Raw genomic sequence first — 23,471 nt, forward strand, 5'->3', positions numbered from 1 at the left:
CCAGGACTTGCCCGATGCTCAAGGCTCTGCGTTTTTTCGGCTGGCCACTACTGGCCGGCGTGCTTATCGCGTTGTTGATTATTCAGCGTTACCCGCAATGGGTCGGCCTGCCCAGCCTGGATGTGAATCTGCAGCAAGCGCCGCAAACCACTGGTACCCAACAGGGCCCGGTGTCCTACGCCGATGCGGTGATCATCGCCGCCCCTGCGGTGGTCAACCTGTACACCACCAAGGTGATCAACCGGCCGGCCCACCCGCTGTTCGAGGACCCGCAGTTCCGACGCTTCTTCGGTGACAACCTGCCCAAGCAGCAGCGCATGGAGTCGAGCCTGGGTTCCGGGGTGATCATGAGCCCCGAAGGCTATCTGCTGACCAACAACCACGTGACCTCCGGCGCCGAGCAAATCGTGGTGGCCCTCAAGGACGGCCGGGAAACCCTGGCCCGGGTCATCGGCAGCGACCCGGAAACCGACCTGGCGGTACTCAAGATCGACCTGAAGAACCTGCCCTCGATCACCGTCGGCCGCTCGGAAAACGTCCGCGTTGGCGACGTCGCCCTGGCCATCGGCAACCCGTTCGGGGTAGGCCAGACCGTGACCATGGGCATCATCAGCGCCACTGGCCGCAACCAGCTGGGCCTGAACAACTACGAAGACTTCATCCAGACCGATGCGGCGATCAACCCGGGCAACTCCGGCGGCGCCCTGGTGGACGCCAACGGCAACCTGACCGGCATCAACACCGCGATCTTCTCCAAGTCCGGCGGCTCCCAGGGCATCGGCTTCGCCATCCCGATCAAGCTGGCCATGGAAGTGATGAAGTCGATCATCGAACACGGCCAGGTCATCCGTGGCTGGCTGGGAATCGAGGTGCAGCCGCTGACCCAGGAGCTGGCGGAGTCCTTCGGGCTGGCCGGGCGCCCGGGCATCGTGGTGGCGGGGATCTTCCGCGATGGCCCGGCGCAAAAGGCCGGCATGCAACTGGGCGACGTGATCCTCAGCATCGATGGCGAACCTGCCGGCGACGGCCGCCGCTCGATGAACCAGGTGGCCCGGATCAAGCCCACCGAGAAGGTGGCGATCCAGGTCATGCGCAACGGCAAGGAACTCAAGCTGACCGCCGAGATCGGCCTGCGACCGCCTCCCGCGCCAGTCAAGGAAGAGGAATGATGTGAGCCCGGCCATGCCGGGCTAACAATATACATTCTCATTGGTCATGTTATATTGTTTCAATATCGCTATTGGAACAGCCTCATGACGCCCCGAAGAATCTTCCCCCTGGCAGGCCTGACCCTGGGCCTGCTGGCCGATCCCGTATACGCCGAAGAACCGCAGCCGGTGGAACTGGAGACCATCCGCATCAGCGGCGAGTCCGAATCCGCCACGGGCCCGGTGAAAGGCTACCGGGCCACCCGCTCCGCCAGCGCCACCAAGACCGATACGGCGATTCGCGAGATCCCGCAGTCCATCAGCGTGATCCCCGCCAGCGTGCTCCAGGACCTGGGCAGCAGTAACGTCGAGCGGGCCCTGGACTTTGCCGGAGGCGTCTCGAAGCAGAACAACTTCGGCGGCCTGACCTTGTATGAATACAGCATCCGCGGCTTCACCACCTCGGAGTTCTACAAGGACGGCTTCAGCGCCAATCGTGGCTACCCCAGCACCCCGGACGCCGCCAGCATCGAACGCATCGAAGTGCTCAAGGGCCCGGCCGCCAGCCTCTACGGCCGCGGCGACCCCGGGGGCACGGTGAACATCGTCACCAAGAAGCCCCAGCCGCAGGCATTCACCACCCTGCGCACCAGTGCCGGTAGCTGGGATCGCTACCGCACCGAACTGGACCTCAACACCCCGCTGGATGCCCAGGGCAACCTGCTGTCGCGGGTCAACCTGGCGGTGGAGGACAACCACAGCTTTCGCGACCACGTCGACAGTCGCCGGGTGTTCGTCGCCCCCTCCTTGAGCTGGCAGTTGAACCCGGATACCAGCCTGCTGCTGGAAAGCGAGTTCGTTCGCCACAGCTCGACCTTCGACCGCGGCATCGTCGCCCCCGGCAACCGCTGGAATGGCGTCTCGCGCTCGACCTTTCTCGGCGAGCCCAGCGACGGCAACATCGACAACCACAACAGCATGCTTCAGGCCACCCTGGAACATCACCTCGACGACAACTGGAAGCTGCGCCTGGCCAGCCACTACAAGGAGGGCAAACTGTGGGGCTTCGCCTCGGAAACCCGCCCCTTGAATGCCGACCGGCATACCGTCGACCGGCGCTACCGCGAGCGCGACAATAACTGGCACGACAGCATCACCCAGCTGGAACTGCGCGGCCTGTTCGACCTCGGCAGCTGGCAACATGAGCTGCTGATCGGTAGCGAATACGAGAACTACCGCAAGAACGAGCGGGTCACCGCCATTGCTGGCAGCCCCTATGCCATCGATATCTACAACCCGGTCTACGGCCAGGCCAAGCCCGACGGCAAGCGCTCCGGCACTGACTTTTTCGAGCACGTCGAAAGCCGCGCCTTGAACCTCCAGGACCAGATCGTCTTCAGCGAACGCCTGCGCGGCTTGCTGGGCGCGCGTTTCGAACATTTCGAGCAGCGGATCGACGACCACGCCACCGGCAAGCGCAGCCGCCAGAACCACGACGCCCTGACCCAACGCGCCGGGCTCCTGTATCAACTGACTCCGCAGCTCGGCGTATTCGCCAACGCCTCCACCTCGTTCAAGCCCAACAATGGGCTGGATGCCGCCGGCAAGACCTTCAAACCCGAGGAAGGCGTCGGTTATGAAGTGGGGATCAAGAGCGAACTGTTCGACGAGCGCTTGAGCGCAACCCTCGCCGCTTTTCATATAGACAAGGAGAACGTCCTGGCCCTGGATCCCGGCACCGATTCCAGCCGCGCCATGGGCAAGGCCCGCAGCCAGGGCTTCGATTTGCAATTCAGTGGCCAGTTGAGCGACGCGGTACGGGTGATCGGCGCCTATGCGCTGATCGATGCCGAAGTCACCAAGGGCGACCAGGCAATTCCCGCCGGCAGCCGCATTCTCGGGGTCGCCAAGCACAGTGGCAGCCTGCTGGGGGTCTATGAATTCCAGGACGGTCGCCTCAAGGGCTCGGATATCGGCGCGGCCCTGACTTATGTCGGCGACCGTTCGGGCGAGGCCGGAGGCCGCTTCGAACTTCCCGCCTACCGTACCCTGGACCTGCTGGCCCACTACAAGGCCAGCGACAACCTGACCCTGGGCCTGAACCTGAACAACCTGTTCGACGAGAAGTACTACGAGCGCTCCTACAGCAACTACTGGGTCACCCCGGGAGAACCGCGCAACTTCACCGTCAGCCTGACACTCAACCTGTAGAAGGGAACCACCATGCAATCGATGCAAACCATTGTCCTGCTGGGCCTGCTCGGCACCCTGGGCACCACCCAGGCCGTGGCCCATGGCCTGTGGACCGAACAGCGACGCGGCAACATCGAGGTGGTGTACGGCCATGGCGCCGAGGACGATGCCTTCAAGCCGCGCAAGATCAGCGGCGCCTGGGCCTATGACAGCCTGGGAAGGATGATCCCGGTGACGGTGCAACGCCTTGCCGATCACGCCCGGCTGCAACCGCTCAAGCCTCCAGCTGTGCTGGCGGTCGCCCTGGACAACGGGCCCTGGTCGCAAACCGCCGACAAACAGTGGATCAACCAGGGACGTAGCCAGGTGCCTGGCGCCATCGCCTCGACCCATACCTTCAAGTACAGCCTGGCGATCTATCAGCCCGGAGCGAAGCTGCCCAGCCTCGATCAGCTCAAGCTGGTGATCGTGCCCGAGACCGATCCGCTGTTGGTGGGCCCCGGCAAGAGCCTGCCGGTACGGGTCCTGCTCGACGGCCAGCCGGCGGCGGGAGTGAAGCTGGTGGGGGATTACCGCAATGCACCCAATACCCTGAGCACCGAGACCGATACCCAGGGCCGCGCCCAGGTACTGGTGCGCAACGAAGGCTTGAACGTGATCGCCGCGCAGGTCGAGGTGCCGCTCAAGGACAACCCCGACGCGGCCTCCCGCGGCCTGTTCAGCTCCCTGACATTCCTGGGACAACCGCACCACGAATAAGCGCAGCCGCAGGCTGCAGTGGCAAAGCGGCAAGCCTTTAGCTGCAAGCGAGAAGCCCCAGGCACATGCTCAGGGCTTCCAGCTTGCCGCTTAGAGCTGCCCCAATCCGTCGACCAGGGCCTGGTTCTGCTCTGGCGTGCCGATGCTGATCCGCAGGAACTGGGCGATCCGCTGCTGCTTGAAGTGACGCACGATCACCCCCTGTTCACGCAGCTTGGCTGCCAGGCCCGCGGCATCGTGTTGCGGGTGGCGGGCAAAGATGAAGTTGGCCGCCGAAGGCAGCACTTCGAAACCCTTGGCCTGCAACTGCGCCACCAGCCATTCGCGACTTTCAATTACCTGCTGGCAAGTCTTCTGGAAGTACTCGCGATCTGCGAAAGCCGCGGCCGCACCGACGATCGCCAGGCGATCCAGGGGGTAGGAGTTGAAGCTGTTCTTGACCCGTTCCAGGGCCTCGATCAGGTCCGGATGCCCTACCGCCAGGCCCACCCGCAAACCCGCCAGGGAACGGGACTTGGACAGGGTCTGGGTCACCAGCAGGTTCGGGTAGCGATCCACCAGGCTGATGGCGGTCTGGCCACCGAAATCGATGTAGGCCTCATCCACGACCACCACCGAATCGGGGCTGGCCTTGAGGATCTGCTCCACCGCCTCCAGGGCCAGCAGGCAACCGGTAGGCGCATTCGGGTTGGGGAAAATGATGCCGCCATTGGGCTTGGCGTAGTCGGCCACGCGGATCTGGAATTGCTCGTCCAGCGGCACCGCCTCGAAATCGATGCCATACAGGCCGCAATACACCGGATAGAAGCTGTAGCTGATGTCCGGGAACAGCAGCGGCAGGTCCTGTTGCAGCAGGCCATGGAAGATGTGCGCCAGGACTTCGTCGGAACCGTTGCCGAGGAACACCTGGTTGGCCTGCACCCCGTAGTAGCTGGCCACCGACTGCTTGAGCAGGTCGCTGTTGGGATCGGGGTACAGCCGCAGGTTGTCGTTGAGCTCGGCCTGCATCGCGGCCAGGGCCTTGGGCGACGGGCCATAGGGATTTTCGTTGGTGTTGAGCTTGACCAGCTTGGTCAGCTTGGGTTGTTCGCCCGGTACGTAGGGCACCAGGTTCTTGACGAACGGACTCCAGAATTTGCTCATGCTCATTGCCCCTGTTCTTGGTCGTCGACGATACGGTATTCAGCGCTGCGGGCGTGGGCGGTCAGCGACTCGCCACGGGCCAGCACCGAGGCCGTACGGCCCAGTTCGGATGCGCCCTGCTCGGAACAGAAGATGATCGACGAGCGCTTCTGGAAGTCATACACCCCCAGCGGCGAGGAAAAACGCGCGGTGCCGGAAGTCGGCAGCACGTGGTTCGGGCCGGCGCAGTAGTCGCCCAAGGCCTCCGAAGTGTGGCGGCCCATGAAGATCGCCCCGGCGTGGCGGATCTGCCCCAGCCAGGCTTGCGGGTCGGCCACCGATAGCTCCAGGTGCTCGGGTGCGATGCGGTTGGCCACCTCGATGGCTTGGTGCATGTCGCGGACCTGGATCAGCGCGCCCCGGCCATTGATCGAGGTGTTGATGATCTCGGCCCGCTCCATGGTCGGTAGCAGCTTGGCGATGCTGGCGGCTACCCGATCGAGGAACTCGGCATCCGGGCTGACCAGGATCGCCTGGGCATCCTCATCATGCTCGGCCTGGGAAAACAGATCCATGGCGATCCAGTCCGGATCGGTCTGGCCATCGCACACCACCAGGATCTCCGAGGGACCGGCGATCATGTCGATACCGACCTGGCCGAATACATGCCGCTTGGCGGTGGCCACATAGATGTTGCCCGGACCGACGATCTTGTCCACCTGGGGCACGCTCTGGGTGCCATAGGCCAGCGCGGCCACGGCCTGGGCGCCACCGATGGTGAACACCCGGTCGACCCCGGCGATGCAGGCGGCGGCCAGCACCAGCTCGTTGACCTCGCCACGAGGAGTCGGCACCACCATCACCACCTCGGAGACACCGGCAACTTTCGCCGGGATGGCGTTCATCAGCACCGAAGACGGATACGACGCCTTGCCACCCGGTACATACAGGCCGGCACGGTCCAGGGGCGTGACCTTCTGGCCGAGCACGGTGCCATCGGCCTCGGTGTACTGCCAGGAGTCCTGCTTCTGCCGCTCATGGTAGACGCGCACGCGGTTGGCGGCCTTTTCCAGGGCCTCGCGCTGTACCGGAGTGATGCGGGTCAGGGCCAGCTCCAGGCGGGCACGGTCGAGGATCAGGTCATCGATGGCCTTGGCCTGGACGCCATCGAAACGCTGGGTGAACTCCACCAGCGCCGCGTCACCACGCTCGCGCACGGCCTTGATGATGTCGAGCACACGCTGGTTGACCGCGTCGTCGGACACGCTTTCCCAGCTCAGCAGATGATCCAGATGTCGGGCGAAATCCGCATCGGCAGCGTTGAGTCGGCGAATTGCAGTGGGAGCGGTCATAGCGAAGGCCTCATTGATTGGCGAATGCACAAAAGGACAAGCTTGGTTTTGCATGACTCAGGCGCCGCAAGACTACCAGGCCATCCGCGTGGGCACCTGAGCATGCTGGGTATGACGCGGATAGATGGGCGCGGCTCGTGGGCCACGCATGTGAGTCAGCCGCGGTGTCGCGATTCCACTGCCTTGCGCAGGGTATCGATGAGCAACTGGATGCGGGCGTGCTGCATCTTCATGGATGCCTTGTTGACCACCAGGCGGGAGCTGATGGTAGCGATCAGTTCCTGGGGTTCCAGGCCATTGGCTCGCAGGGTATTGCCGGTATCGACCACGTCGATGATCTTGTCCGCCAGGCCGATCAGCGGTGCCAGCTCCATGGAACCATAAAGCTTGATGATGTCCACTTGGCGGCCCTGCTCAGCGTAGTAGCGCTTGGCCACGTTGACGAACTTGGTGGCGATCCGCAGGCGGCCCTTGGGCTCCTGGGCACCGATGGCGCCGGCAGTCATCAACTTGCACTTGGCGATCTGCAGGTCCAGCGGCTCGTACAGGCCCTGGCTGCCGTACTCCATCAGGACGTCCTTGCCGGCCACCCCGAGATCGGCGGCGCCATGCTCGACATAGGTCGGCACGTCGGTGGCACGCACGATCAGCAGGCGTACATCGTCCTGGGTCGTGGGGATGATCAGTTTGCGGCTCTTGTCCGGATTCTCGGTTGGCACGATGCCCGCTTCAGCCAGAAGCGGCAGCGTGTCGTCGAGGATACGGCCCTTGGACAGTGCGATGGTCAACATGAGTAACGTAAGTCCTTATGCGGCGACTGATGCCCGGACGCAAACGGCGCCAGACATGCGTCGAGCCTGAAGACAGGCTCGACGTGGAACAAGAATCTGTGGCACCTCCCTGTGCCCACGGCAGGCTAGCCCGGTACGCGGCGGATCTTCGCGCCCAGCATCTGCAGCTTCTCTTCGATGCACTCGTAGCCACGGTCGATGTGGTAGATGCGATCGATCAGGGTATCGCCTTCGGCCATCAGGGCCGAGATCACCAGGCTGGCCGAAGCCCGCAGGTCGGTGGCCATCACTGGCGCGCCCTTGAGCAGGTCGGCGCCGGTGACGATGGCGGTGTTGCCTTCGACCTGGATCTTGGCGCCCATGCGGTGCAACTCGTACACGTGCATGAAGCGGTTCTCGAAGATGGTCTCGATCACCGCGCCAGTGCCCTCGGCAATCGCGTTCAGGGAAATGAACTGCGCCTGCATGTCGGTCGGGAAAGCCGGGTATGGAGCGGTACGCACGTTGACCGCCTTGGGGCGCTTGCCGTGCATGTCGAGCTCGATCCAGTCGCTGCCGGTGGTGACTTCGGCGCCCGCTTCCTTGAGCTTTTCCAGTACGGCTTCAAGGATGGTCGGATCGGTATCCTTGACCTTGACCCGGCCACCGGTAACGGCCGCGGCCACCAGGTAGGTGCCGGTCTCGATACGGTCCGGCATGACCTTGTAGGTGGCCGAGTGCAGGCGCTCGACGCCATCGATGGTGATGGTGTCGGTGCCGGCGCCGGAGATCTTCGCGCCCATGGCGATCAGGAAGTTCGCCAGGTCGACGACTTCGGGTTCGCGGGCGGCGTTCTGCAGCACGCTGCGGCCCTTGGCCAGGGCAGCGGCCATCATGATGTTCTCGGTACCGGTCACGCTCACGGTATCGAAGAAGAAGTTCGCGCCACGCAGGCCGCCTTCGGGGGCACGGGCCTTGATGTAGCCGCCTTCGACGTCGATCTGCGCGCCCATGGCTTCCAGGCCGCGGATGTGCAGGTCCACCGGACGCGAGCCGATGGCGCAGCCGCCAGGCAAGGCCACTTCGGCTTCACCGAAGCGCGCGACCATCGGGCCCAGCACCAGGATCGAGGCACGCATGGTCTTGACCAGTTCGTAAGGCGCCACCAGGGTCTTGATGGTCCGCGGGTCGATCTCGACGCTGAGTTTCTCGTCGATCACAGGCTCGATGCCCATGCGACCGAACAGCTCGATCATGGTGGTGATGTCGTGCAGGTGCGGCAGGTTGGCCACGGTGACCGGGCCATCGCACAGCAGGGTTGCCGCCAGGATAGGCAGCGCGGAGTTCTTGGCCCCGGAAATGCGGATCTCGCCATCGAGGCGTGCACCGCCGGTAATAATCAATTTATCCATAAGAGTCTCGACGCCCTTGGGCTCAGGTGCGCTCGGCCCAGGCCGCGCGGCTGAAAAATTTCATGGTGATCGCGTGGATGCTGCCATTGGCAATCCATGGATTCAAATGGGCATAGATGCTCTGCTGACGCTTAACCGGGCTCAAGGCCGACAGTTCGTCGCTAATCACGTTCAGCTGAAAGTTGCAGCCTTCGCCCTCAACTTCTACCTGAGTTCCGGGCAGCTTTCCCTCGAGAAAGCTCTTCACTTCGTTGGCCTGCATGCTCAACCTCAATCGGCGCCCTGTGCGCGCGGGTCGGACATCATACAAAAAAGCCCCGCGCCTGCGAACCCCGCATAAGCAGGACTCTGACGGGGGGCTTTGCGTGACCCTGTGGCGATTAGGGCTGCGCGAGGATCTCGGTCACTCCGGACACCTCGGCGATCTCCTTCATGCCGTCCGGAAGCGCATGCACACTCACGGCCTTGCCCAGCGCCTGGGCGTCACGCATGAAGGCCAGCAACAAGGCCAGGCCGACACTGCTGGAGCGCTCTACCGCCGAGCAGTCGAGCACCAGCGCCGGGGCCTGGCTCGACTTGATCAGCGCCTGGCCCTGCTTGCGCAGGCCCGGGCCGCTGCGATAGTCCAGCACGCCGCTGATCAACAGCTCCCCGGCGGTACCGAGGCGTACGCCCGCCTCGCTCATTGCTCGGCCTTTGGCGCGGCGTTGTCGGTAGCCTCCTTGGCCTTGGCCACTTCGCCGGCCCAGCCGTCGATGGTCTTGTCCAGGTTGTTGCCGTTGCGCTGCATGGCATCGGCGAACTGATCGCGGAACAGCTTGCCGATATTGATGCCATTGATGATCACGTTACGAATTTTCCACTCGCCGCTGATCTTCTCCAGGGTGTAGGACACCGGGTAGATCGCCCCGTTGTTACCCTTGACCTGCATGTCGACGCTGGTACGGGTACCGCTTTCATCCTTGGGAGGAGAAATGGTGATGCCCTGGTTGTTGTATTCCAGCAGCGCGTTGCCATAGAACTGGATCAGGCTGCGCTTGAAGTTCTCCTGGAAGCGCGCCATCTGCTCCGGGGTGGCCTTGCGCGAATACTTCACGGTCATGATGCTGCGGGAGATGCCATCGGCGTCCACCGCAGGGCCGACAATACCGTTCAGGGAGTTGTAGAAGTCGTTCGGGCTTTGCTTGTACTTCTCTTTATTGGCGGCAAGATCGGCCAGCAGGCGGTTGGTAGTGTCCTGCACCAGGTCATGGGCGGAGGTCGCGCTTGCCGCATTGGCCAGCAACGGCAGCGCAGCGAATAGCACCAGCAGGCCACGTCGCAAGATAGAAATCATCGAAAAACTCCTCATTTGGCGTCTTTGCTAACGGTATTGAGCAGGAATTTACCGATCAGGTCTTCCAATACCAGCGACGACTGGGTGTCGTGGATGGTTCCACCATCCTTGAGCAGGGCCTCTTCCCCACCCACGCTGATACCGATGTATTTCTCACCCAACAGGCCAGCAGTCAGGATAGATGCAGTGGAGTCGGTCGGCAGGTTATCCACGCGTTTTTCCAGTTGCATCGTCACCCGGCCAGTGAAGCTGTCGCGGTCCAGATCGATTGCCGTGACCTTGCCGACGGTCACCCCGGCCATGGTCACCTTAGCTCTGACCGTCAAACCGGCGATATTGTCGAAATAGGCATAAAGTTTATAAGTATCGGTGCTCGCGGTCGGAGACAAGCCACTGACCCGCAGGGCAAGCAACAGCAAAGCCAGGATGCCGGCCAGCAGGAAAAGGCCGACACCGATTTCCAGGGTGCGGTTTTGCATCAGAAATCTCCAAACATCAAGGCGGTCAGAATAAAGTCCAAGCCCAGTACGGCCAACGAGGCGTACACCACGGTCTTGGTAGTGGCACGACTGATCCCCTCTGAGGTGGGCTCACAGTCGTAGCCTTGGAATACGGCGATCCAGGTCACTACAAAGGCAAAGACGATGCTCTTGATCACGCCATTGAGCACGTCACTATTGAAATTCACGCTGTTCTGCATGTTCGCCCAGTAGGAACCTTCATAGACCCCCAGCCAGTCGACGGCCACCCACGAGCCACCCCAGATACCCACCACGCAGAATATAATGGCCAGCAGGGGCAAGGAGATGAAGCCAGCCCACAGGCGCGGGGCGATGATGTACTTGAGCGGATCGACACCGATCATCTCCAGGCTGGAGAGCTGCTCGGTGGATTTCATGTTGCCGATCTCGGCGGTCAGTGCCGAGCCGGCGCGGCCGGCGAACAGCAGCGCGGTGACCACCGGCCCCAGCTCACGCAGCAGGGTCAGGGCGACCATCTGGCCTACTGCCTGCTCCGAACCGTAGCTTGAGAGGATGTTGAAGCCCTGCAGCGCGAGCACCATGCCGATGAAGATGCCGGACACGACGATGATCACCAGGGACATGACGCCCACTGAATGCAGTTGCTTGACCAACAGGCCGAAACCACCGCCGATACTGCCGCGACCGAGCAGCGTATGGAACAGGAACAGGGTGGAACGCCCCAGTACCGCCAGGACATCGATGCCTGAGCGACCGAAGAGGCGAATCCTCTCGATTAGCGATATCTTGCGCATCAGCGCTTCCCCAGAAGATCTGCGCGGTAGTCCGGCGCTGGAAAGTGAAACGGTACCGGGCCGTCGGGATCGCCCTTCATGAATTGCCGGATACGCGGATTGTCGGAGTCCATCAACTCGGCAGGAGTTCCCTGGCCCAGCACCTGGCCATCCCCCACTACATAGAGGTAGTCGGCGATGCTCGCGGTTTCCGCCAGGTCATGGGACACCACGATGCTGGTGATGCCCAGGGCATCGTTGAGCAGGCGAATCAGGCGCACCAACACCCCCATGGCGATTGGGTCCTGGCCCACGAAAGGCTCGTCGTACATGAGGATCTGCGGATCCAGGGCGATGGCCCGGGCCAGGGCGACCCGACGCATCATGCCACCGGACAGCTCGTCGGGCATGAGGTCGACAGCCCCACGCAGCCCCACCGCCTGCAGCTTGAGCAGGACAATGTCACGAATCATTTCGTCAGGCAGCTGGGTATGCACCCGCAGCGGAAAGGCCACGTTCTCGAAGACATCCAAGTCGGTGAACAGCGCACCGCTCTGGAACAGCACGCCCATCTGCTTGCGAGCATCGAACAGATCGCTGCGCGAGAGCGTCGGCAGGTTCTGGCCATTGACCCAGACCTCGCCGCTGCTGGGCCGCAACTGCATGCCCATCAAGCGCAACAGGGTAGTTTTCCCACAGCCGGAAGGCCCCATGATGCCGGTGACCTTGCCCCGCGGAATACGGATATCCACGTTATTGAATATGCTGCGCGCACCGCGCTTGAAGGAAACGCCCTTCAGCTCGACCGCGTAAGCGTTGTCGGCACTCATCTAAACTCCTTGCGATGCAGCCTAACACTCGGACGCTAGGCTCTCTCCCGAGAGCACGTGCCCCTGGGCAGGCCGAACTGGCGGCGAACTATATCACTGCTGATGCAGAGCCCCCAAGGCCGAAGCCGGACCGTTCAGGTATAGGACAGGCAAAATCGCCAGATTCTCTGCGCAAGTAAACAAAGGCTGACGAACTTGCGTGAGGGATTCGATCATTACCGCTATAATCGCCGCCTTTTCATCGGGCTATACGATTTCAGACATGAGTCAATCCAGCGACCTGATTCAATCGGCACAACGCACAATTCGCCTCGAAATCCAGGCAGTAGAGAGCTTGCTGCCCCATATCGATGCAGATTTCGTTCGTGCTTGCGAGATGATTCTGGCCAGCAAAGGTCGAGTAGTAGTGGTCGGCATGGGCAAGTCCGGGCATATCGGCAACAAGATCGCCGCCACCCTGGCCAGTACCGGCACCACGGCGTTCTTCGTCCACCCGGCCGAAGCCAGCCATGGCGACATGGGCATGATCACCCGCGACGATGTGATCCTTGCCCTCTCCAACTCCGGCTCCACCAATGAAATCGTGACCCTGCTGCCACTGATCAAGCGCTTGGGCATCCAATTGATCAGTATTACCGGCAACCCTGATTCGCCGCTGGCCAAAGCCGCCGACGTCAACCTCAACGCCCATATCGAACATGAGGCCTGCCCACTGAACCTGGCACCGACCTCCTCGACCACCGCCGCCCTGGTCATGGGCGATGCCCTGGCCGTGGCGCTGCTGGAGGCGCGCGGCTTCACCGCCGAAGACTTCGCCTTCTCCCACCCCGGTGGTGCACTGGGGCGTCGCCTGTTGCTGAAGGTCGAGAACATCATGCATGCCGGCGAACAGCTGCCCCAGGTCCAGCGCGGCACCCTGCTCAAGGACGCCCTGATGGAGATGAGCCGCAAGGGCCTGGGCATGACCGCCATCGCCGAGGCCGATGGGCGCCTGGCCGGGGTCTTCACCGACGGCGACTTGCGCCGCACCCTGGACCGCAACATCGACATCCATCACACCACCATCGATGAAGTCATGACCCTGCACGGCAAGACCGCACGCGCCGAAATGCTGGCAGCCGAAGCCTTGAAGATCATGGAAGACAATCGAATCAACGCACTGATCGTGGTGGATAACGAGGATCGCCCGATCGGCGCCTTCAACCTGTCCGACCTGCTGCGCGCGGGAGTGATGTAAATGAACGACGACCTGCTGCAACGCGGCCAGCACATCAAGCTGGCGGTCTTCGACGTCGATGGCGTGCTGACCGACGGGCGCCTGTACTTCCTCGAGGATGGCAGCGAATTCAAGACCTTCAACACTCTCGACGGCCAGGGCATCAAGATGCTCATGGCAGCCGGAGTACAAACCGCCATCATCAGCGGTCGCAAGACGCCAGTAGTGGAGCGCCGGGCCAAGAACCTGGGAATCCCTCACCTGTACCAGGGCCGCGAAGACAAACTGGTGGTATTGGACGGGCTTCTCGCCCAACTGGGCCTAAGCTATGAACAGGTCGCCTATCTGGGCGATGACCTGCCCGACCTGCCGGTGATCCGCCGCGTCGGCCTGGGCATGGCGGTCGCCAACGCGGCCCCGTTCGTCCGCGAGCATGCCCACGGCACTACAACGGCGCGGGGCGGCGAAGGCGCTGCCCGCGAGTTCTGCGAACTGATCCTGCATGCCCAGGACCGCCTCGAAGCAGCCAACGCTGCTTATTTATAGGGTCCCACCGATGCTGAGCAAAAAGATTCGCAACATCCTGATCTTCGGGACCATCGCCCTGCTGTTCGCGGCGGTCGGTTACTGGAACATCAGCCCTGAGCGGTTTCTCGACAAGCCAGTGGTGCAGGTCGACGAAAGCGCCATCGACTATTTCGTGATCAACGCCCACAGCGTGCAGTACCTGCCCGATGGCAAGCTGCAGTACGAGATGACCTCGGACAAGGTCGAGCACGTCAAGGCCAGCGAAGTAACCCTGCTGACCAAGCCGGACCTGCAGATGTATCGCGGCACCACCTATCCGTGGCATGTCCAGAGCGAGCGTGGCGAGGTCAACCCCGATGGCACCGAAGTCGAGCTGATCGACTCGGTCCGCGTGGCCCGTACCGACGAGAGAAATCGCAACCTGCTGATCACCACCAGCCGCATGACAGTATTCCCGCAGAAGCAATATGCGCAGACCGAGCAAGCCGTTAGAATCGACGGCGCCGACGGCGTGACCACTGCCAAGGGAATGAAAGCGTATTTGAAAGACGGCAGGATGAACCTGCTATCGAACGTAAGAGGACAGTATGAGGCTCGTTAAAACCCTCCCTATTTTGCTCAGTCTGGGCGCAGCACTGGGAAGCGTGAGCGCCTGGGCTCTGCCGAACGATAGCCAACAGCCGATCCGCATCCAGGCCGATGACGCCCAGCTCGACGACAAGAATGGCGTGGCCACCTACAAGGGCGATGTAATCATCACCCAGGGCTCGATGAAGATCACCGGCAATACCGTGACCATCACCCGGGCCAAGACCGGTGAAATCGACGTAGTGACCTCGGTGGGCAACCTGGCCTACTTCGAGCAACTGCAGAAGCAGACCGATCCGAAGCCGGTCCAGGCCTATGCCGTGACCATCCAGTACCATGCCCAGCAAAACCGCATCGTGCTGATCGACAAGGCCAAGGTCATCAACGACGGCAACACCACCGAAGGCGAGAAAATCGTCTACGACACCGTCAAGCAAGTGGCCAACGCCGGTCGCGCCAACGGCAGCTCGGTTACCGCGCCACGTCCGCGAATCGACATGGTCATCCAGCCGAAAAAGAAAACCGACGAGCAAAAGGCCCAGTAATGGCAACTCTCAAAGCCCAGCATCTGGCCAAGAGTTACAAGAGCCGCCAGGTCGTGCGTGATGTCAGCCTGTCCATCGACAGCGGCCAGATCGTCGGCCTGCTTGGCCCCAACGGTGCCGGCAAGACCACCTGCTTCTACATGATCGTGGGCCTGGTCCAGGCCGACCAGGGCCGAGTCCTGATCGACGACCTGGACGTCAGCCACCAACCGATGCACGGCCGCGCCCGTGCCGGCATCGGCTACCTGCCCCAGGAAGCCTCGATCTTCCGCAAGCTGTCGGTGGCCGACAACATCATGGCCATCCTCGAGACCCGCAAGGAACTGGACAAGGCCGGCCGTCGCCAGGAGCTGGAAAGCCTGCTGCAGGAGTTCCACATCAACCACATCCGCGACAACCTCGGCATGAGCCTGTCCGGTGGTGAACGCCGCCGCGTGGAAATTGCCCGGGCCCTGGCCACCGCCCCCAAGTTCATCCTGCTGGACGAACCTTTCGCAGGCGTGGACCCGATCTCGGTCGGCGACATCAAGCAGATCATCCATCACCTCAAGGCCAAGGGGATCGGCGTGCTGATCACCGATCACAACGTCCGCGAAACCCTGGACATCTGTGAGACCGCCTATATCGTCAACGACGGACAACTGATAGCCGAAGGCGACTCCCAGACCATCCTGGCCAACGAACTGGTCAAGGAAGTCTACCTGGGCCATGAGTTCCGCCTGTAAGGGCTGAGGTGCAGGACCCATTGCCTGGGCGCTGGGAACGATAAAACCCCACAAACTTTATTGTTACAGCGCTCTAGGCAAACACTTCAGTTTCAGGCATATAATTTGCTTATGTTTGGCGCTCCGGCGCCCTGTAGTGGATGGCGCATGTGCGCCGGCAATTAAGGTGTTAAGCCCCTGCCATGAAACCATCGCTAGTCCTGAGAATGGGCCAGCAGCTGACGATGACACCGCAGCTGCAACAGGCCATCCGCCTGCTCCAACTGTCGACCCTGGACCTGCAACAGGAAATCCAGGAAGCCCTGGAGTCCAACCCGATGCTCGAACGCCAGGAAGACGGCGACGACTTCGACAACAGCGACCCCCTGGCCGACAACACCGAGTCCAAACCCAACACCGAGATCCAGGAACCCTCCTACCAGGAAACCACCCAGACGGTGGACAGCCTCGAGGACGGTGAATGGAACGAACGTATCCCCAACGAGCTACCGGTGGATACCGCCTGGGAAGATGTGTACCAGACCAGCGCCAGCAGCCTGCCCAGCAGCGATGATGACGAGTGGGACTTCACCACCCGCACCTCGGCTGGTGAAAGCCTGCAGAGCCACCTGCTCTGGCAGCTGAACCTGGCCCCGATGTCGGACACCGACCGCCTGATCGCAGTGACCCTGATCGACTGCATCAACAACCAGGGCTACCTGGACGAAACCCTGGAAGAGATTCTCGAAGCCTTCGACCCCGAGCTGGATATCGAGCTGGATGAGGTCGAGGCTGTGTTGCACCGCATCCAGCAATTCGAGCCGGCCGGCATCGGCGCCCGCAGCCTGGGCGAATGCCTGCTGCTGCAACTGCGCCAGTTGCCGGCGAAAACCCCTTGGCTGGCCGAGGCCCAGCGCCTGGTCAACGACTACATCGACCTGCTGGGCAGCCGCGACTATAGCCAACTGATGCGCCGCATGAAGCTCAAGGAAGACGAGCTGCGCCAGGTCATCGAACTGGTCCAGAGCCTCAACCCGCGCCCGGGTTCGCAGATCGAGTCCAGCGAAGCCGAGTACGTGGTTCCTGACGTCATCGTGCGCAAGGACAACGAACGCTGGCTGGTGGAGCTGAACCAGGAATCCGTGCCACGCCTGCGGGTCAACGCCCAGTACGCCGGGTTCGTGCGCCGCGCCGATACCAGTGCGGACAACACCTTCATGCGCAACCAGTTGCAGGAGGCCCGCTGGTTCATCAAGAGCCTGCAGAGCCGCAATGAAACCCTGATGAAGGTCGCCACCCAGATCGTCGAGCACCAACGTGGATTCCTCGAGTACGGCGACGAAGCGATGAAGCCCCTGGTCCTGCACGACATCGCCGAAGCGGTAGGCATGCACGAGTCGACGATTTCCCGGGTGACCACGCAGAAATTCATGCATACCCCACGGGGCATATATGAGCTGAAATACTTTTTCTCGAGCCACGTCAGCACCTCCGAAGGCGGTGAATGCTCGTCCACGGCGATCCGCGCGATCATCAAGAAACTGGTGGCTGCGGAAAATCAGAAAAAGCCGTTGAGTGACAGCAAGATCGCTGGTTTACTGGAGGCACAAGGTATCCAGGTAGCCCGCCGGACCGTCGCCAAGTACCGCGAATCCCTTGGGATCGCGCCTTCCAGCGAACGCAAGCGGTTGATGTAGCCGCCGGGCTGGCCACAGCGTTTCGGAGTGTGCTTGAAACCCGCCGAGCGATGACCGGGCAAGGTAGCCCGATCGATGTGCAGGCTGGTTTCAGACACAGTCTAGGTGGCAGGCAAAACGGCCTGCCGCGTTATGCACTGGCAACGAAGGAGAAGCTGTATGCAAGTCAACATCAGTGGACACCAACTCGAAGTGACTGAACCTCTGCGCGTCTACATCGGCGAGAAGCTCGACCGACTGGAACGCCATTTCGACAAGATCACCAATGTGCAGGTCACCATGGCCGTCGAGAAGCTGAAGCAGAAAATCGAGGCGACCCTGCACATCCACGGTGGGGAGGTCGTCGCCAATGCAGAACATGACGATATGTATGCCGCAATCGACCTGCTCACGGACAAGCTTGACCGCCAACTGAAAAAGCATAAGGAAAAGCAACTCCACCTTCTCCAAGGCACGGGTCGCTGATACTCCCCTCCCATGATCCGACTTGAAAGCATCCTGACCCCCGGCCGTTCCCTGGTGAACGTGCCGGGCGGCAGTAAAAAACGCGCCCTCGAACAAATTGCCAACCTGATCAGCCGTGAAGTGCCTGATCTGGAGATGCAGGACGTATTCGAGAGCCTGATCGCCCGCGAGAAACTCGGCTCCACCGGGTTCGGCAACGGCATCGCTATTCCCCACTGCCGCCTCAAAGGCTGCGAGTCCCCCATCAGCGCGCTGATGCACCTGGACGCTCCGATCGACTTCGATGCCATCGACGGCGCTCCCGTGGACCTGCTGTTCGTACTGCTGGTCCCGGAGGCCGCCACCGATGCGCACCTGGAACTGCTCCGGCAGATCGCCAGCATGCTCGATCGCAAGGAAGTTCGTGACCGGCTGCGCAGCGCCACCAGCAACGAAGCCTTGTACCAGGTCGTGCTGGACGAACAGAACGGTCGGTAACCATGCGTTTGATCATCGTCAGCGGCCGTTCCGGCTCAGGTAAAAGCACCGCCCTCGATGTTCTGGAGGACCACGGCTACTACTGCATCGACAACCTGCCAGCCGGCCTGTTGCCCGAGCTGGCCGAACGCGCGTTGATCCATACAGAATTGGCGCAACCGCTGGTGGCGGTGTCCATCGACGCCCGCAACCTGCCAAGCCACCTGTCGCGCTTTCCGGAGCTGCTGGAAGAGGTTCGCAGCCGGCACATCCAGTGCGATGTGCTGTACCTGGACGCCGACGAGGAAACCCTGCTCAAGCGCTTCTCGGAAACCCGCCGGCGCCATCCCTTGAGCAGCGCCAACCGCTCGCTGGCCGAGGCCATCCATGACGAGACCCAACTACTGGGGCCGATCGTCGACCTGGCCGACCTCAAGGTCAACACCACCAACCTCAATCTCTACCAGCTGCGGGATACCATCAAGCTGCGGCTGTTGAACCAGCCCGAGCCAGGCACTGCCTTCCTGGTGGAATCTTTCGGATTCAAGCGTGGCATGCCGGTGGACGCCGACCTGGTGTTCGATGTGCGTTGCCTGCCCAACCCGTACTGGAAACCCGAACTGCGCGCCCAATCCGGACTGGACGCTCCCGTGGCCGAATACCTGGCTGCGCAACCGGATGTCGAAGAGATGTTCCAGGACATCTCCAGCTACCTGCTCAAGTGGTTGCCACGCTTCGCCGCCAGCAACCGCGCCTACGTGACCATCGCCATCGGCTGTACCGGCGGGCACCATCGTTCCGTGTACCTGACCGAGCGCCTGGGCCAGGTCCTGCAAAAATCCCTGAAGAACGTCCAGGTTCGCCACCGCGACCTTAGCTGAAAGGATCTACCCCGCGATGCCAGCTCTGGAAATCGAGATCATCAACAAACTGGGCCTGCATGCCCGCGCATCAGCCAAGTTCGTCGGCGTCGCCGGCCAGTTTCCCTGCCAGATTCGCGCTGGCCGGACGCCGGAATCCATGGTCGACGGCAAGAGCATCATGGCCATGATGATGCTCGCCGCCGGCAAGGGCACCAAGATCTATCTCAAGACCGAGGGCGAACAGGAACAGCAAGCGCTGGATGCCCTGGTCGCCTTGATCAACAACTACTTCGACGAAGGCGAGTAAGCCTGCCCGGCATTGCCCAGCCGGCACTCAGGAGAGTGCCGTGTCCATTACCATCATCAGGCAGAAGCCGATACACAAGCCAAGACTGGCAAGCTTTTCGTGACCATTGCGCCGGGACTCGGGAATCACCTCATGAGTCACCACCAACAGCATGGCTCCGGCCGCCAGGGCCAACCCCAACGGCAACAGCACCTGTGCCAAGCTCACCAGCCAGGCACAAAGCAGGGCGAACACTGGCTCCACGAGGCCAGAAGCAGCGCCGATCAGGAACGCCCTGACTCGCGACATTCCAGCACCTGCCAATACCAGTGCGATCACCAGCCCTTCCGGCACATCCTGAAGCGCGATACCCATGGCCAGGCTATCCGCATCGGCCATGCCGCCGCCGGCCGACACTCCGACCGCCATGCCTTCGGGAATGTTGTGGGCAATGATGGCGAAGACGAATAACCAGATCCGCGGCGCGATGACTGGGTGCTCCGGCGTGCCCACCAGGGTCTGCGAACTGCCGCCGGAAATCTTCAGGTCCACCAGGAACAGGCCGAGGGCACCCAGCATGATCCCGGTACAGACCAGGCCACTGGCGCCCCAGGCCGACAGTCCCAGCTCCTGGGCCGCTGCGATGCCCGGCACGATCAGCGAAAACGCCGTCGCCGCCAGCATCACTCCGGCGCCAAAGCCGAGCAAGGTATCGCTCACCACGATCGGCATCTTACGGATCACCAGCACCGGCACTGCTCCCAGCGCAGTGCCCAAGGCGCAGATCGCACCACCCTGCAAGGCACGCAACAAACGCGGTTCCAGGTTCAGCCAGTTGAGCCCCTGAGCCACCAGCAATGCGGTACCCGCCAACACCAGCAGCGAACCGAAGGCATAACGAAACATCCGTCCGCTGCTGATCGCCAATGTCTCTGTGCCCATAGTCGACCTTATTTATTATCCAAGGAAAAATCAGGCCATCGCGGCGTGGTAACGCTGGGCGACTTCTGGCCAATTGATCACGTTATAGAAGGCATTGATGTATTCGGGCCGGCGATTCTGGTAGCGCAGGTAGTAGGCGTGTTCCCACACATCCAGGCCAAGAATCGGTGTGTTGCCATTCATCAGCGGACTGTCCTGGTTGCCGCTGCTCTCCACTACCAGGGTTTTCTCCGGAGTCACGCTGAGCCAGGCCCAGCCGCTGCCAAAACGGGTCAGCGCGGCCTTGGTGAAAGCCTCCTTGAAGCTCTCGAACCCACCCAAATGCCGGTCAATAGCCTGTGCCAGTGCACCATCGGGCTTGCCCCCGCCGGCAGGCGTCATCACTGCCCAGAACAGCGAATGGTTGGCGTGCCCGCCCCCCTGGTTGATCACCGCGGCACGCAACCCCTCCGGCAACTGCTGGATGCTCGCCACCAGCCTCTCTACTTCCCACTCGGCCCATTCGGTGCCTTCTATCGCCGCGTTGAGGTTGTTGACGTAGGTCTGGTGGTGCTTGGTGTAGTGGATTTCCATGGTCTGCGCATCGATATGCGGTTCCAGGGCATCGTATGCATAAGGCAGAGCAGGCAAGGTAAAGGACATGTCAGTGCACTCCATGAGAGGGGCTGCCGTGCCTATCCGCAGACAGGCACTCGGTGTTGTTGTCCAGCAAACGGTGGGAACGGGGATATGCGCCGTGCTCACCGATGAAATTGAGCAGCTCGAGGTAGGTCTTGCTGCTTTGGCGCAAGGCCGCTTCACGCAGCGCCAGGGGCAAGCGGTTGTCTTGCATGGTCTGCAACAACCGCTGGTGAATAGCACAGAGATACTCTGCGCTCTCCTCCGGCTGGTTCAGGCGTAAATGCAGGTCCGCCAGGTTGTGGTGGGAGATCACGCAGGCCGCCACCGCTTCGTCGGCATCAGGCCAGCGCTCGAACAGCACCTGGGCCAATGCCAGCGCTTGCAGGTAGAACTCACGGGCATCCACCAGCTCATCCTGCATGAACAGGCGATTGGCCCTTTCAATCGTGCGTTTCCAGTGCTCCATGATCGACCTCCAAAGCGCTAACGGGGGTTACACGCCACCTGCGGTGAGCTTCTCCGGATCCAACAGGACCTCCAGCTGGCTGCGCGACAGATCGGTGTGTTCAAGTGCCACATCGATCACCGGACGCCCCTGCTTGTAGGCGGTCTTGGCGATCTCCGCGGCCTTCTGGTAACCGATGATCGGGTTGAGGGCGGTCACCAGGATCGGGTTGCGCGAGAGCGCTTCCTTGAGCTTCGCTTCATTGACCTTGAAGCTGGCGATGGCCTTGTCTGCCAGCAGGCGGCTGGAGTTGGCCAGCAACTCGATACTGCTCAGCAGGTTCTGGGCAATGATCGGCAGCATTACGTTGAGCTCGAAGTTACCCGACTGCCCGGCCACGGTAATGGCGCTGTCGTTGCCGATCACCTGGGCCGCCACCATCGCTGTCGCCTCCGGAATCACCGGATTGACCTTGCCAGGCATGATCGACGAACCAGGTTGCAAGCCCTCCAGCTCGATCTCCCCCAATCCGGCCAGTGGTCCCGAGTTCATCCAACGCAGGTCGTTGGCGATCTTCATCAGCGAGACCGCCGTTGCCTTCAGTTGCCCGGAGACGGTTACCGCGGTGTCCTGGGAGCCGATCAGGGCGAACAGGTTCTTGCCCGGGGTGAACTGCACCTGGGTCAGCTCGCTCAGCTGCCGGCTGAAACGCGCGGCGAACTCCGGATGCGCGTTGATTCCCGTACCTACCGCAGTCCCCCCCTGGGCCAGGGCCTGCAGGCTCGGCAGCAAATCCTGCAGATGCGCGATGTTGGCCTTGAGCTGCTGTGCCCAGCCCTCCAGCACCTGGCTCATGCGTACCGGCATGGCATCCATCAGGTGGGTGCGGCCGGTCTTGACGAACGAGTGCACCTCCAACGCCTTGCGCTCGACGACCTCGACCAGATGCACCAAGGCCGGCAACAGTTGCTCATGCAAGGTCAGGGCGGCACTGACATGGATGGTGGTGGGAATGATGTCGTTGCTGCTCTGGCCACAGTTCACATGGTCATTGGGGTTGACCACCTCGCCCAGCAACCGGCTGGCCAGGGTCGCCAGCACTTCGTTGGCATTCATGTTGGAGCTGGTACCGGAACCGGTCTGGAACACATCCACCGGGAAGTGCTGCATGAAGTCGCCTTCCAGTAGCCCCTGGGCGGCATCCACGATGGCCTTGCCCTGGGACTGGCTGATTTGGCCCAGCTCGACGTTGGCCCTGGCCGCCGCGGCCTTGGCCAGGATCAGCGCCCGGATGAAAGCCCGCGGCATGCGCTGCCCGCTGATAGGAAAGTTATCCACCGCACGCTGGGTCTGCGCGCCATACAACGCCAGCTCCGGGACCTGCAACTCGCCCATGCTGTCGCGCTCGATACGGGTATTACTCATCGGGAAATCCTTGCACCAGTTCAATCAGGGGAATGGAAGGCAACAGCGAACAAGTCGCCAGTCGCCAGGCATGGCTTTGCCAGCGCTTGAGCCGGCACTTGCACAACGACAACCGCTCCATATCGCGCAGAGGTCGCCACGCCTGGTCCAGGCACAAGCTGCGCCAGTGCCAGGGCAACGCGGTATCGGTCGCGGTATCGATCAACAAACGGAAGGAGGTTTCGGCAACGGTCCAGGCGGATATGGCCGTGCAACAGGCCAGATATCGCCCTTCGGCCAGGTAATGCTCGATCAGACGGGGTTCGTCCGGGTCCAGTGCGCAACGGATCTGGCGGCTCATCCAGCGCCAGCTTTCAAGGTAAGGCTGCTCGTGCAAGGCAGGACTCATGACCTGGGCTCATTGAATAATGATTTTCATTATTAAATGATATTGAGAATCAAATCAATCTGGCTTGTACTGGTTTTGTCCAGCTCCTGCACCGCCATGGAAATGCCAGGCATAAAAAAACGCGC

28 protein-coding genes are annotated in these 23,471 nt (G+C 61.8%); 13 read left to right on the forward strand and 15 right to left on the reverse strand.

The window, feature by feature from the left end:
* Positions 1-14: 14 nt before the first annotated feature.
* The 3 genes from algW (at position 15) to CAG11_RS10860 (ending at position 4,100) form a co-directional block, all read left to right on the forward strand.
* Positions 15-1,169, forward strand: coding sequence for a Do family serine endopeptidase AlgW (gene algW, locus CAG11_RS10850; RefSeq protein ID WP_022642338.1), 1,155 nt, complete (start codon positions 15-17; stop codon positions 1,167-1,169).
* A gap of 84 nt (positions 1,170-1,253) precedes the next feature.
* Positions 1,254-3,359: a TonB-dependent siderophore receptor gene (locus CAG11_RS10855; RefSeq protein WP_085596300.1), complete on the forward strand. Its 2,106-nt coding sequence runs from the start codon at positions 1,254-1,256 to the stop codon at positions 3,357-3,359.
* A gap of 21 nt (positions 3,360-3,380) precedes the next feature.
* Positions 3,381-4,100 (forward strand): DUF4198 domain-containing protein, encoded by a 720-nt coding sequence (locus CAG11_RS10860; RefSeq protein ID WP_085596359.1) that lies wholly within the window; start codon positions 3,381-3,383, stop codon positions 4,098-4,100.
* Positions 4,101-4,190: 90 nt separating this feature from the next.
* On the opposite strand, the gene hisC is transcribed toward CAG11_RS10860, so the two are convergent.
* The 10 genes from hisC to CAG11_RS10910 form a co-directional block, all read right to left on the reverse strand.
* On the reverse strand, positions 4,191-5,243 hold the full coding sequence (gene hisC, locus CAG11_RS10865; RefSeq protein WP_085596360.1) for a histidinol-phosphate transaminase: 1,053 nt from the start codon (positions 5,241-5,243) through the stop codon (positions 4,191-4,193).
* 2 nt (positions 5,244-5,245) lie between these two features.
* Positions 5,246-6,574, reverse strand: a complete 1,329-nt coding sequence (gene hisD / locus CAG11_RS10870; RefSeq protein ID WP_085596301.1) for a histidinol dehydrogenase — start codon at positions 6,572-6,574, stop codon at positions 5,246-5,248.
* Between the two features lie 155 nt (positions 6,575-6,729).
* Entirely contained in the window at positions 6,730-7,365 is a 636-nt protein-coding gene (hisG, locus tag CAG11_RS10875) for an ATP phosphoribosyltransferase (protein ID WP_053134145.1), read from the reverse strand.
* Between the two features lie 125 nt (positions 7,366-7,490).
* Positions 7,491-8,756, reverse strand: a complete 1,266-nt coding sequence (gene murA / locus CAG11_RS10880) for a UDP-N-acetylglucosamine 1-carboxyvinyltransferase (RefSeq protein WP_022642334.1) — start codon at positions 8,754-8,756, stop codon at positions 7,491-7,493.
* A 22-nt stretch (positions 8,757-8,778) separates the two neighbouring features.
* Positions 8,779-9,018 (reverse strand): BolA family protein, encoded by a 240-nt coding sequence (locus tag CAG11_RS10885; RefSeq protein ID WP_022642333.1) that lies wholly within the window; start codon positions 9,016-9,018, stop codon positions 8,779-8,781.
* A 118-nt stretch (positions 9,019-9,136) separates the two neighbouring features.
* The gene (locus tag CAG11_RS10890) at positions 9,137-9,442 is read right to left on the reverse strand and encodes a lipid asymmetry maintenance protein MlaB (RefSeq protein WP_085596302.1); all 306 of its coding nucleotides are present in this window, start codon (positions 9,440-9,442) and stop codon (positions 9,137-9,139) included.
* Positions 9,439-10,092: a phospholipid-binding protein MlaC gene (locus CAG11_RS10895; protein ID WP_085596303.1), complete on the reverse strand. Its 654-nt coding sequence runs from the start codon at positions 10,090-10,092 to the stop codon at positions 9,439-9,441. Before CAG11_RS10895 ends, CAG11_RS10890 begins: the two co-directional genes overlap by 4 nt.
* An 11-nt stretch (positions 10,093-10,103) precedes the next feature.
* Entirely contained in the window at positions 10,104-10,571 is a 468-nt protein-coding gene (mlaD, locus tag CAG11_RS10900; RefSeq protein WP_085596304.1) for an outer membrane lipid asymmetry maintenance protein MlaD, read from the reverse strand.
* A complete protein-coding gene (mlaE, locus tag CAG11_RS10905) occupies positions 10,571-11,368 on the reverse strand; it encodes a lipid asymmetry maintenance ABC transporter permease subunit MlaE (protein WP_085596305.1) in 798 nt (265 codons plus the stop codon). The genes mlaD and mlaE overlap by 1 nt, the downstream gene beginning before the upstream one ends.
* Complete coding sequence (locus tag CAG11_RS10910; RefSeq protein ID WP_085596306.1) at positions 11,368-12,177, reverse strand: ATP-binding cassette domain-containing protein; 810 nt, start codon at positions 12,175-12,177, stop codon at positions 11,368-11,370. The genes mlaE and CAG11_RS10910 overlap by 1 nt, the downstream gene beginning before the upstream one ends.
* 262 nt (positions 12,178-12,439) lie before the next feature.
* Here CAG11_RS10910 and CAG11_RS10915 point away from each other — a divergent pair, with 262 nt between their 5' ends.
* The 10 genes from CAG11_RS10915 (at position 12,440) to CAG11_RS10960 (ending at position 19,546) form a co-directional block, all read left to right on the forward strand.
* Positions 12,440-13,414 carry a KpsF/GutQ family sugar-phosphate isomerase gene (locus CAG11_RS10915; RefSeq protein WP_085596307.1) on the forward strand — a complete coding sequence of 325 codons (975 nt, stop codon included), beginning with the start codon at positions 12,440-12,442 and terminating at the stop codon, positions 13,412-13,414.
* Positions 13,415-13,939, forward strand: coding sequence for an HAD family hydrolase (locus CAG11_RS10920; protein WP_085596308.1), 525 nt, complete (start codon positions 13,415-13,417; stop codon positions 13,937-13,939).
* Positions 13,940-13,949: 10 nt separating this feature from the next.
* Positions 13,950-14,522, forward strand: coding sequence for an LPS export ABC transporter periplasmic protein LptC (lptC, locus tag CAG11_RS10925; RefSeq protein WP_085596309.1), 573 nt, complete (start codon positions 13,950-13,952; stop codon positions 14,520-14,522).
* Positions 14,509-15,054, forward strand: coding sequence for a lipopolysaccharide transport periplasmic protein LptA (lptA, locus tag CAG11_RS10930; RefSeq protein WP_053134140.1), 546 nt, complete (start codon positions 14,509-14,511; stop codon positions 15,052-15,054). Before lptC ends, lptA begins: the two co-directional genes overlap by 14 nt.
* Complete coding sequence (gene lptB / locus CAG11_RS10935) at positions 15,054-15,779, forward strand: LPS export ABC transporter ATP-binding protein (protein ID WP_022642325.1); 726 nt, start codon at positions 15,054-15,056, stop codon at positions 15,777-15,779. Before lptA ends, lptB begins: the two co-directional genes overlap by 1 nt.
* A 182-nt stretch (positions 15,780-15,961) precedes the next feature.
* Positions 15,962-17,455, forward strand: a complete 1,494-nt coding sequence (locus tag CAG11_RS10940; protein WP_085596310.1) for an RNA polymerase factor sigma-54 — start codon at positions 15,962-15,964, stop codon at positions 17,453-17,455.
* Between the two features lie 159 nt (positions 17,456-17,614).
* On the forward strand, positions 17,615-17,920 hold the full coding sequence (gene hpf / locus CAG11_RS10945; protein ID WP_011059268.1) for a ribosome hibernation-promoting factor, HPF/YfiA family: 306 nt from the start codon (positions 17,615-17,617) through the stop codon (positions 17,918-17,920).
* A gap of 12 nt (positions 17,921-17,932) precedes the next feature.
* Positions 17,933-18,397, forward strand: a complete 465-nt coding sequence (gene ptsN / locus CAG11_RS10950; protein ID WP_085596311.1) for a PTS IIA-like nitrogen regulatory protein PtsN — start codon at positions 17,933-17,935, stop codon at positions 18,395-18,397.
* Positions 18,398-18,399: 2 nt separating this feature from the next.
* Positions 18,400-19,257 (forward strand): RNase adapter RapZ, encoded by an 858-nt coding sequence (rapZ, locus tag CAG11_RS10955; RefSeq protein WP_011059266.1) that lies wholly within the window; start codon positions 18,400-18,402, stop codon positions 19,255-19,257.
* Between the two features lie 16 nt (positions 19,258-19,273).
* Complete coding sequence (locus CAG11_RS10960) at positions 19,274-19,546, forward strand: HPr family phosphocarrier protein (protein WP_085596312.1); 273 nt, start codon at positions 19,274-19,276, stop codon at positions 19,544-19,546.
* A 27-nt stretch (positions 19,547-19,573) separates the two neighbouring features.
* Here the strand turns inward: CAG11_RS10960 and CAG11_RS10965 are convergent, their stop codons facing one another.
* Genes CAG11_RS10965 through CAG11_RS10985 form a run of 5 tightly spaced genes read right to left on the reverse strand, consistent with a single transcriptional unit; the run spans position 19,574 to position 23,346 of the window.
* The gene (locus tag CAG11_RS10965) at positions 19,574-20,467 is read right to left on the reverse strand and encodes a ZIP family metal transporter (protein ID WP_085596313.1); all 894 of its coding nucleotides are present in this window, start codon (positions 20,465-20,467) and stop codon (positions 19,574-19,576) included.
* Positions 20,468-20,497: 30 nt separating this feature from the next.
* Positions 20,498-21,109, reverse strand: a complete 612-nt coding sequence (locus CAG11_RS10970) for a superoxide dismutase (protein ID WP_085596314.1) — start codon at positions 21,107-21,109, stop codon at positions 20,498-20,500.
* A 1-nt stretch (position 21,110) separates the two neighbouring features.
* Complete coding sequence (locus CAG11_RS10975; RefSeq protein ID WP_085596315.1) at positions 21,111-21,554, reverse strand: hypothetical protein; 444 nt, start codon at positions 21,552-21,554, stop codon at positions 21,111-21,113.
* Between the two features lie 27 nt (positions 21,555-21,581).
* The gene (locus tag CAG11_RS10980; protein WP_085596316.1) at positions 21,582-22,958 is read right to left on the reverse strand and encodes an aspartate ammonia-lyase; all 1,377 of its coding nucleotides are present in this window, start codon (positions 22,956-22,958) and stop codon (positions 21,582-21,584) included.
* Positions 22,951-23,346 (reverse strand): FagA protein, encoded by a 396-nt coding sequence (locus CAG11_RS10985; RefSeq protein ID WP_085596317.1) that lies wholly within the window; start codon positions 23,344-23,346, stop codon positions 22,951-22,953. The genes CAG11_RS10980 and CAG11_RS10985 overlap by 8 nt, the downstream gene beginning before the upstream one ends.
* Between the last annotated feature and the right edge of the window lie 125 nt (positions 23,347-23,471).

Origin of the sequence: Pseudomonas sp. B6(2017), from assembly GCF_002112765.1 — a bacterium.
Taxonomy (GTDB): Bacteria; Pseudomonadota; Gammaproteobacteria; order Pseudomonadales; family Pseudomonadaceae; genus Aquipseudomonas; species Aquipseudomonas piscis.

Coding starts and splice junctions, on each gene's coding strand:
- algW (WP_022642338.1), top strand. CDS start 15: ATGCTCAAGGCTCTGCGTTTTTTCGGCTGGCCACTACTGGCCGGCGTG.
- CAG11_RS10855 (WP_085596300.1), top strand. CDS start 1,254: ATGACGCCCCGAAGAATCTTCCCCCTGGCAGGCCTGACCCTGGGCCTG.
- CAG11_RS10860 (WP_085596359.1), top strand. CDS start 3,381: ATGCAAACCATTGTCCTGCTGGGCCTGCTCGGCACCCTGGGCACCACC.
- hisC (WP_085596360.1), bottom strand. CDS start 5,243: ATGAGCAAATTCTGGAGTCCGTTCGTCAAGAACCTGGTGCCCTACGTA.
- hisD (WP_085596301.1), bottom strand. CDS start 6,574: ATGACCGCTCCCACTGCAATTCGCCGACTCAACGCTGCCGATGCGGAT.
- hisG (WP_053134145.1), bottom strand. CDS start 7,365: ATGTTGACCATCGCACTGTCCAAGGGCCGTATCCTCGACGACACGCTG.
- murA (WP_022642334.1), bottom strand. CDS start 8,756: ATGGATAAATTGATTATTACCGGCGGTGCACGCCTCGATGGCGAGATC.
- CAG11_RS10885 (WP_022642333.1), bottom strand. CDS start 9,018: ATGCAGGCCAACGAAGTGAAGAGCTTTCTCGAGGGAAAGCTGCCCGGA.
- CAG11_RS10890 (WP_085596302.1), bottom strand. CDS start 9,442: ATGAGCGAGGCGGGCGTACGCCTCGGTACCGCCGGGGAGCTGTTGATC.
- CAG11_RS10895 (WP_085596303.1), bottom strand. CDS start 10,092: ATGATTTCTATCTTGCGACGTGGCCTGCTGGTGCTATTCGCTGCGCTG.
- mlaD (WP_085596304.1), bottom strand. CDS start 10,571: ATGCAAAACCGCACCCTGGAAATCGGTGTCGGCCTTTTCCTGCTGGCC.
- mlaE (WP_085596305.1), bottom strand. CDS start 11,368: ATGCGCAAGATATCGCTAATCGAGAGGATTCGCCTCTTCGGTCGCTCA.
- CAG11_RS10910 (WP_085596306.1), bottom strand. CDS start 12,177: ATGAGTGCCGACAACGCTTACGCGGTCGAGCTGAAGGGCGTTTCCTTC.
- CAG11_RS10915 (WP_085596307.1), top strand. CDS start 12,440: ATGAGTCAATCCAGCGACCTGATTCAATCGGCACAACGCACAATTCGC.
- CAG11_RS10920 (WP_085596308.1), top strand. CDS start 13,415: ATGAACGACGACCTGCTGCAACGCGGCCAGCACATCAAGCTGGCGGTC.
- lptC (WP_085596309.1), top strand. CDS start 13,950: ATGCTGAGCAAAAAGATTCGCAACATCCTGATCTTCGGGACCATCGCC.
- lptA (WP_053134140.1), top strand. CDS start 14,509: ATGAGGCTCGTTAAAACCCTCCCTATTTTGCTCAGTCTGGGCGCAGCA.
- lptB (WP_022642325.1), top strand. CDS start 15,054: ATGGCAACTCTCAAAGCCCAGCATCTGGCCAAGAGTTACAAGAGCCGC.
- CAG11_RS10940 (WP_085596310.1), top strand. CDS start 15,962: ATGAAACCATCGCTAGTCCTGAGAATGGGCCAGCAGCTGACGATGACA.
- hpf (WP_011059268.1), top strand. CDS start 17,615: ATGCAAGTCAACATCAGTGGACACCAACTCGAAGTGACTGAACCTCTG.
- ptsN (WP_085596311.1), top strand. CDS start 17,933: ATGATCCGACTTGAAAGCATCCTGACCCCCGGCCGTTCCCTGGTGAAC.
- rapZ (WP_011059266.1), top strand. CDS start 18,400: ATGCGTTTGATCATCGTCAGCGGCCGTTCCGGCTCAGGTAAAAGCACC.
- CAG11_RS10960 (WP_085596312.1), top strand. CDS start 19,274: ATGCCAGCTCTGGAAATCGAGATCATCAACAAACTGGGCCTGCATGCC.
- CAG11_RS10965 (WP_085596313.1), bottom strand. CDS start 20,467: ATGGGCACAGAGACATTGGCGATCAGCAGCGGACGGATGTTTCGTTAT.
- CAG11_RS10970 (WP_085596314.1), bottom strand. CDS start 21,109: ATGTCCTTTACCTTGCCTGCTCTGCCTTATGCATACGATGCCCTGGAA.
- CAG11_RS10975 (WP_085596315.1), bottom strand. CDS start 21,554: ATGGAGCACTGGAAACGCACGATTGAAAGGGCCAATCGCCTGTTCATG.
- CAG11_RS10980 (WP_085596316.1), bottom strand. CDS start 22,958: ATGAGTAATACCCGTATCGAGCGCGACAGCATGGGCGAGTTGCAGGTC.
- CAG11_RS10985 (WP_085596317.1), bottom strand. CDS start 23,346: ATGAGTCCTGCCTTGCACGAGCAGCCTTACCTTGAAAGCTGGCGCTGG.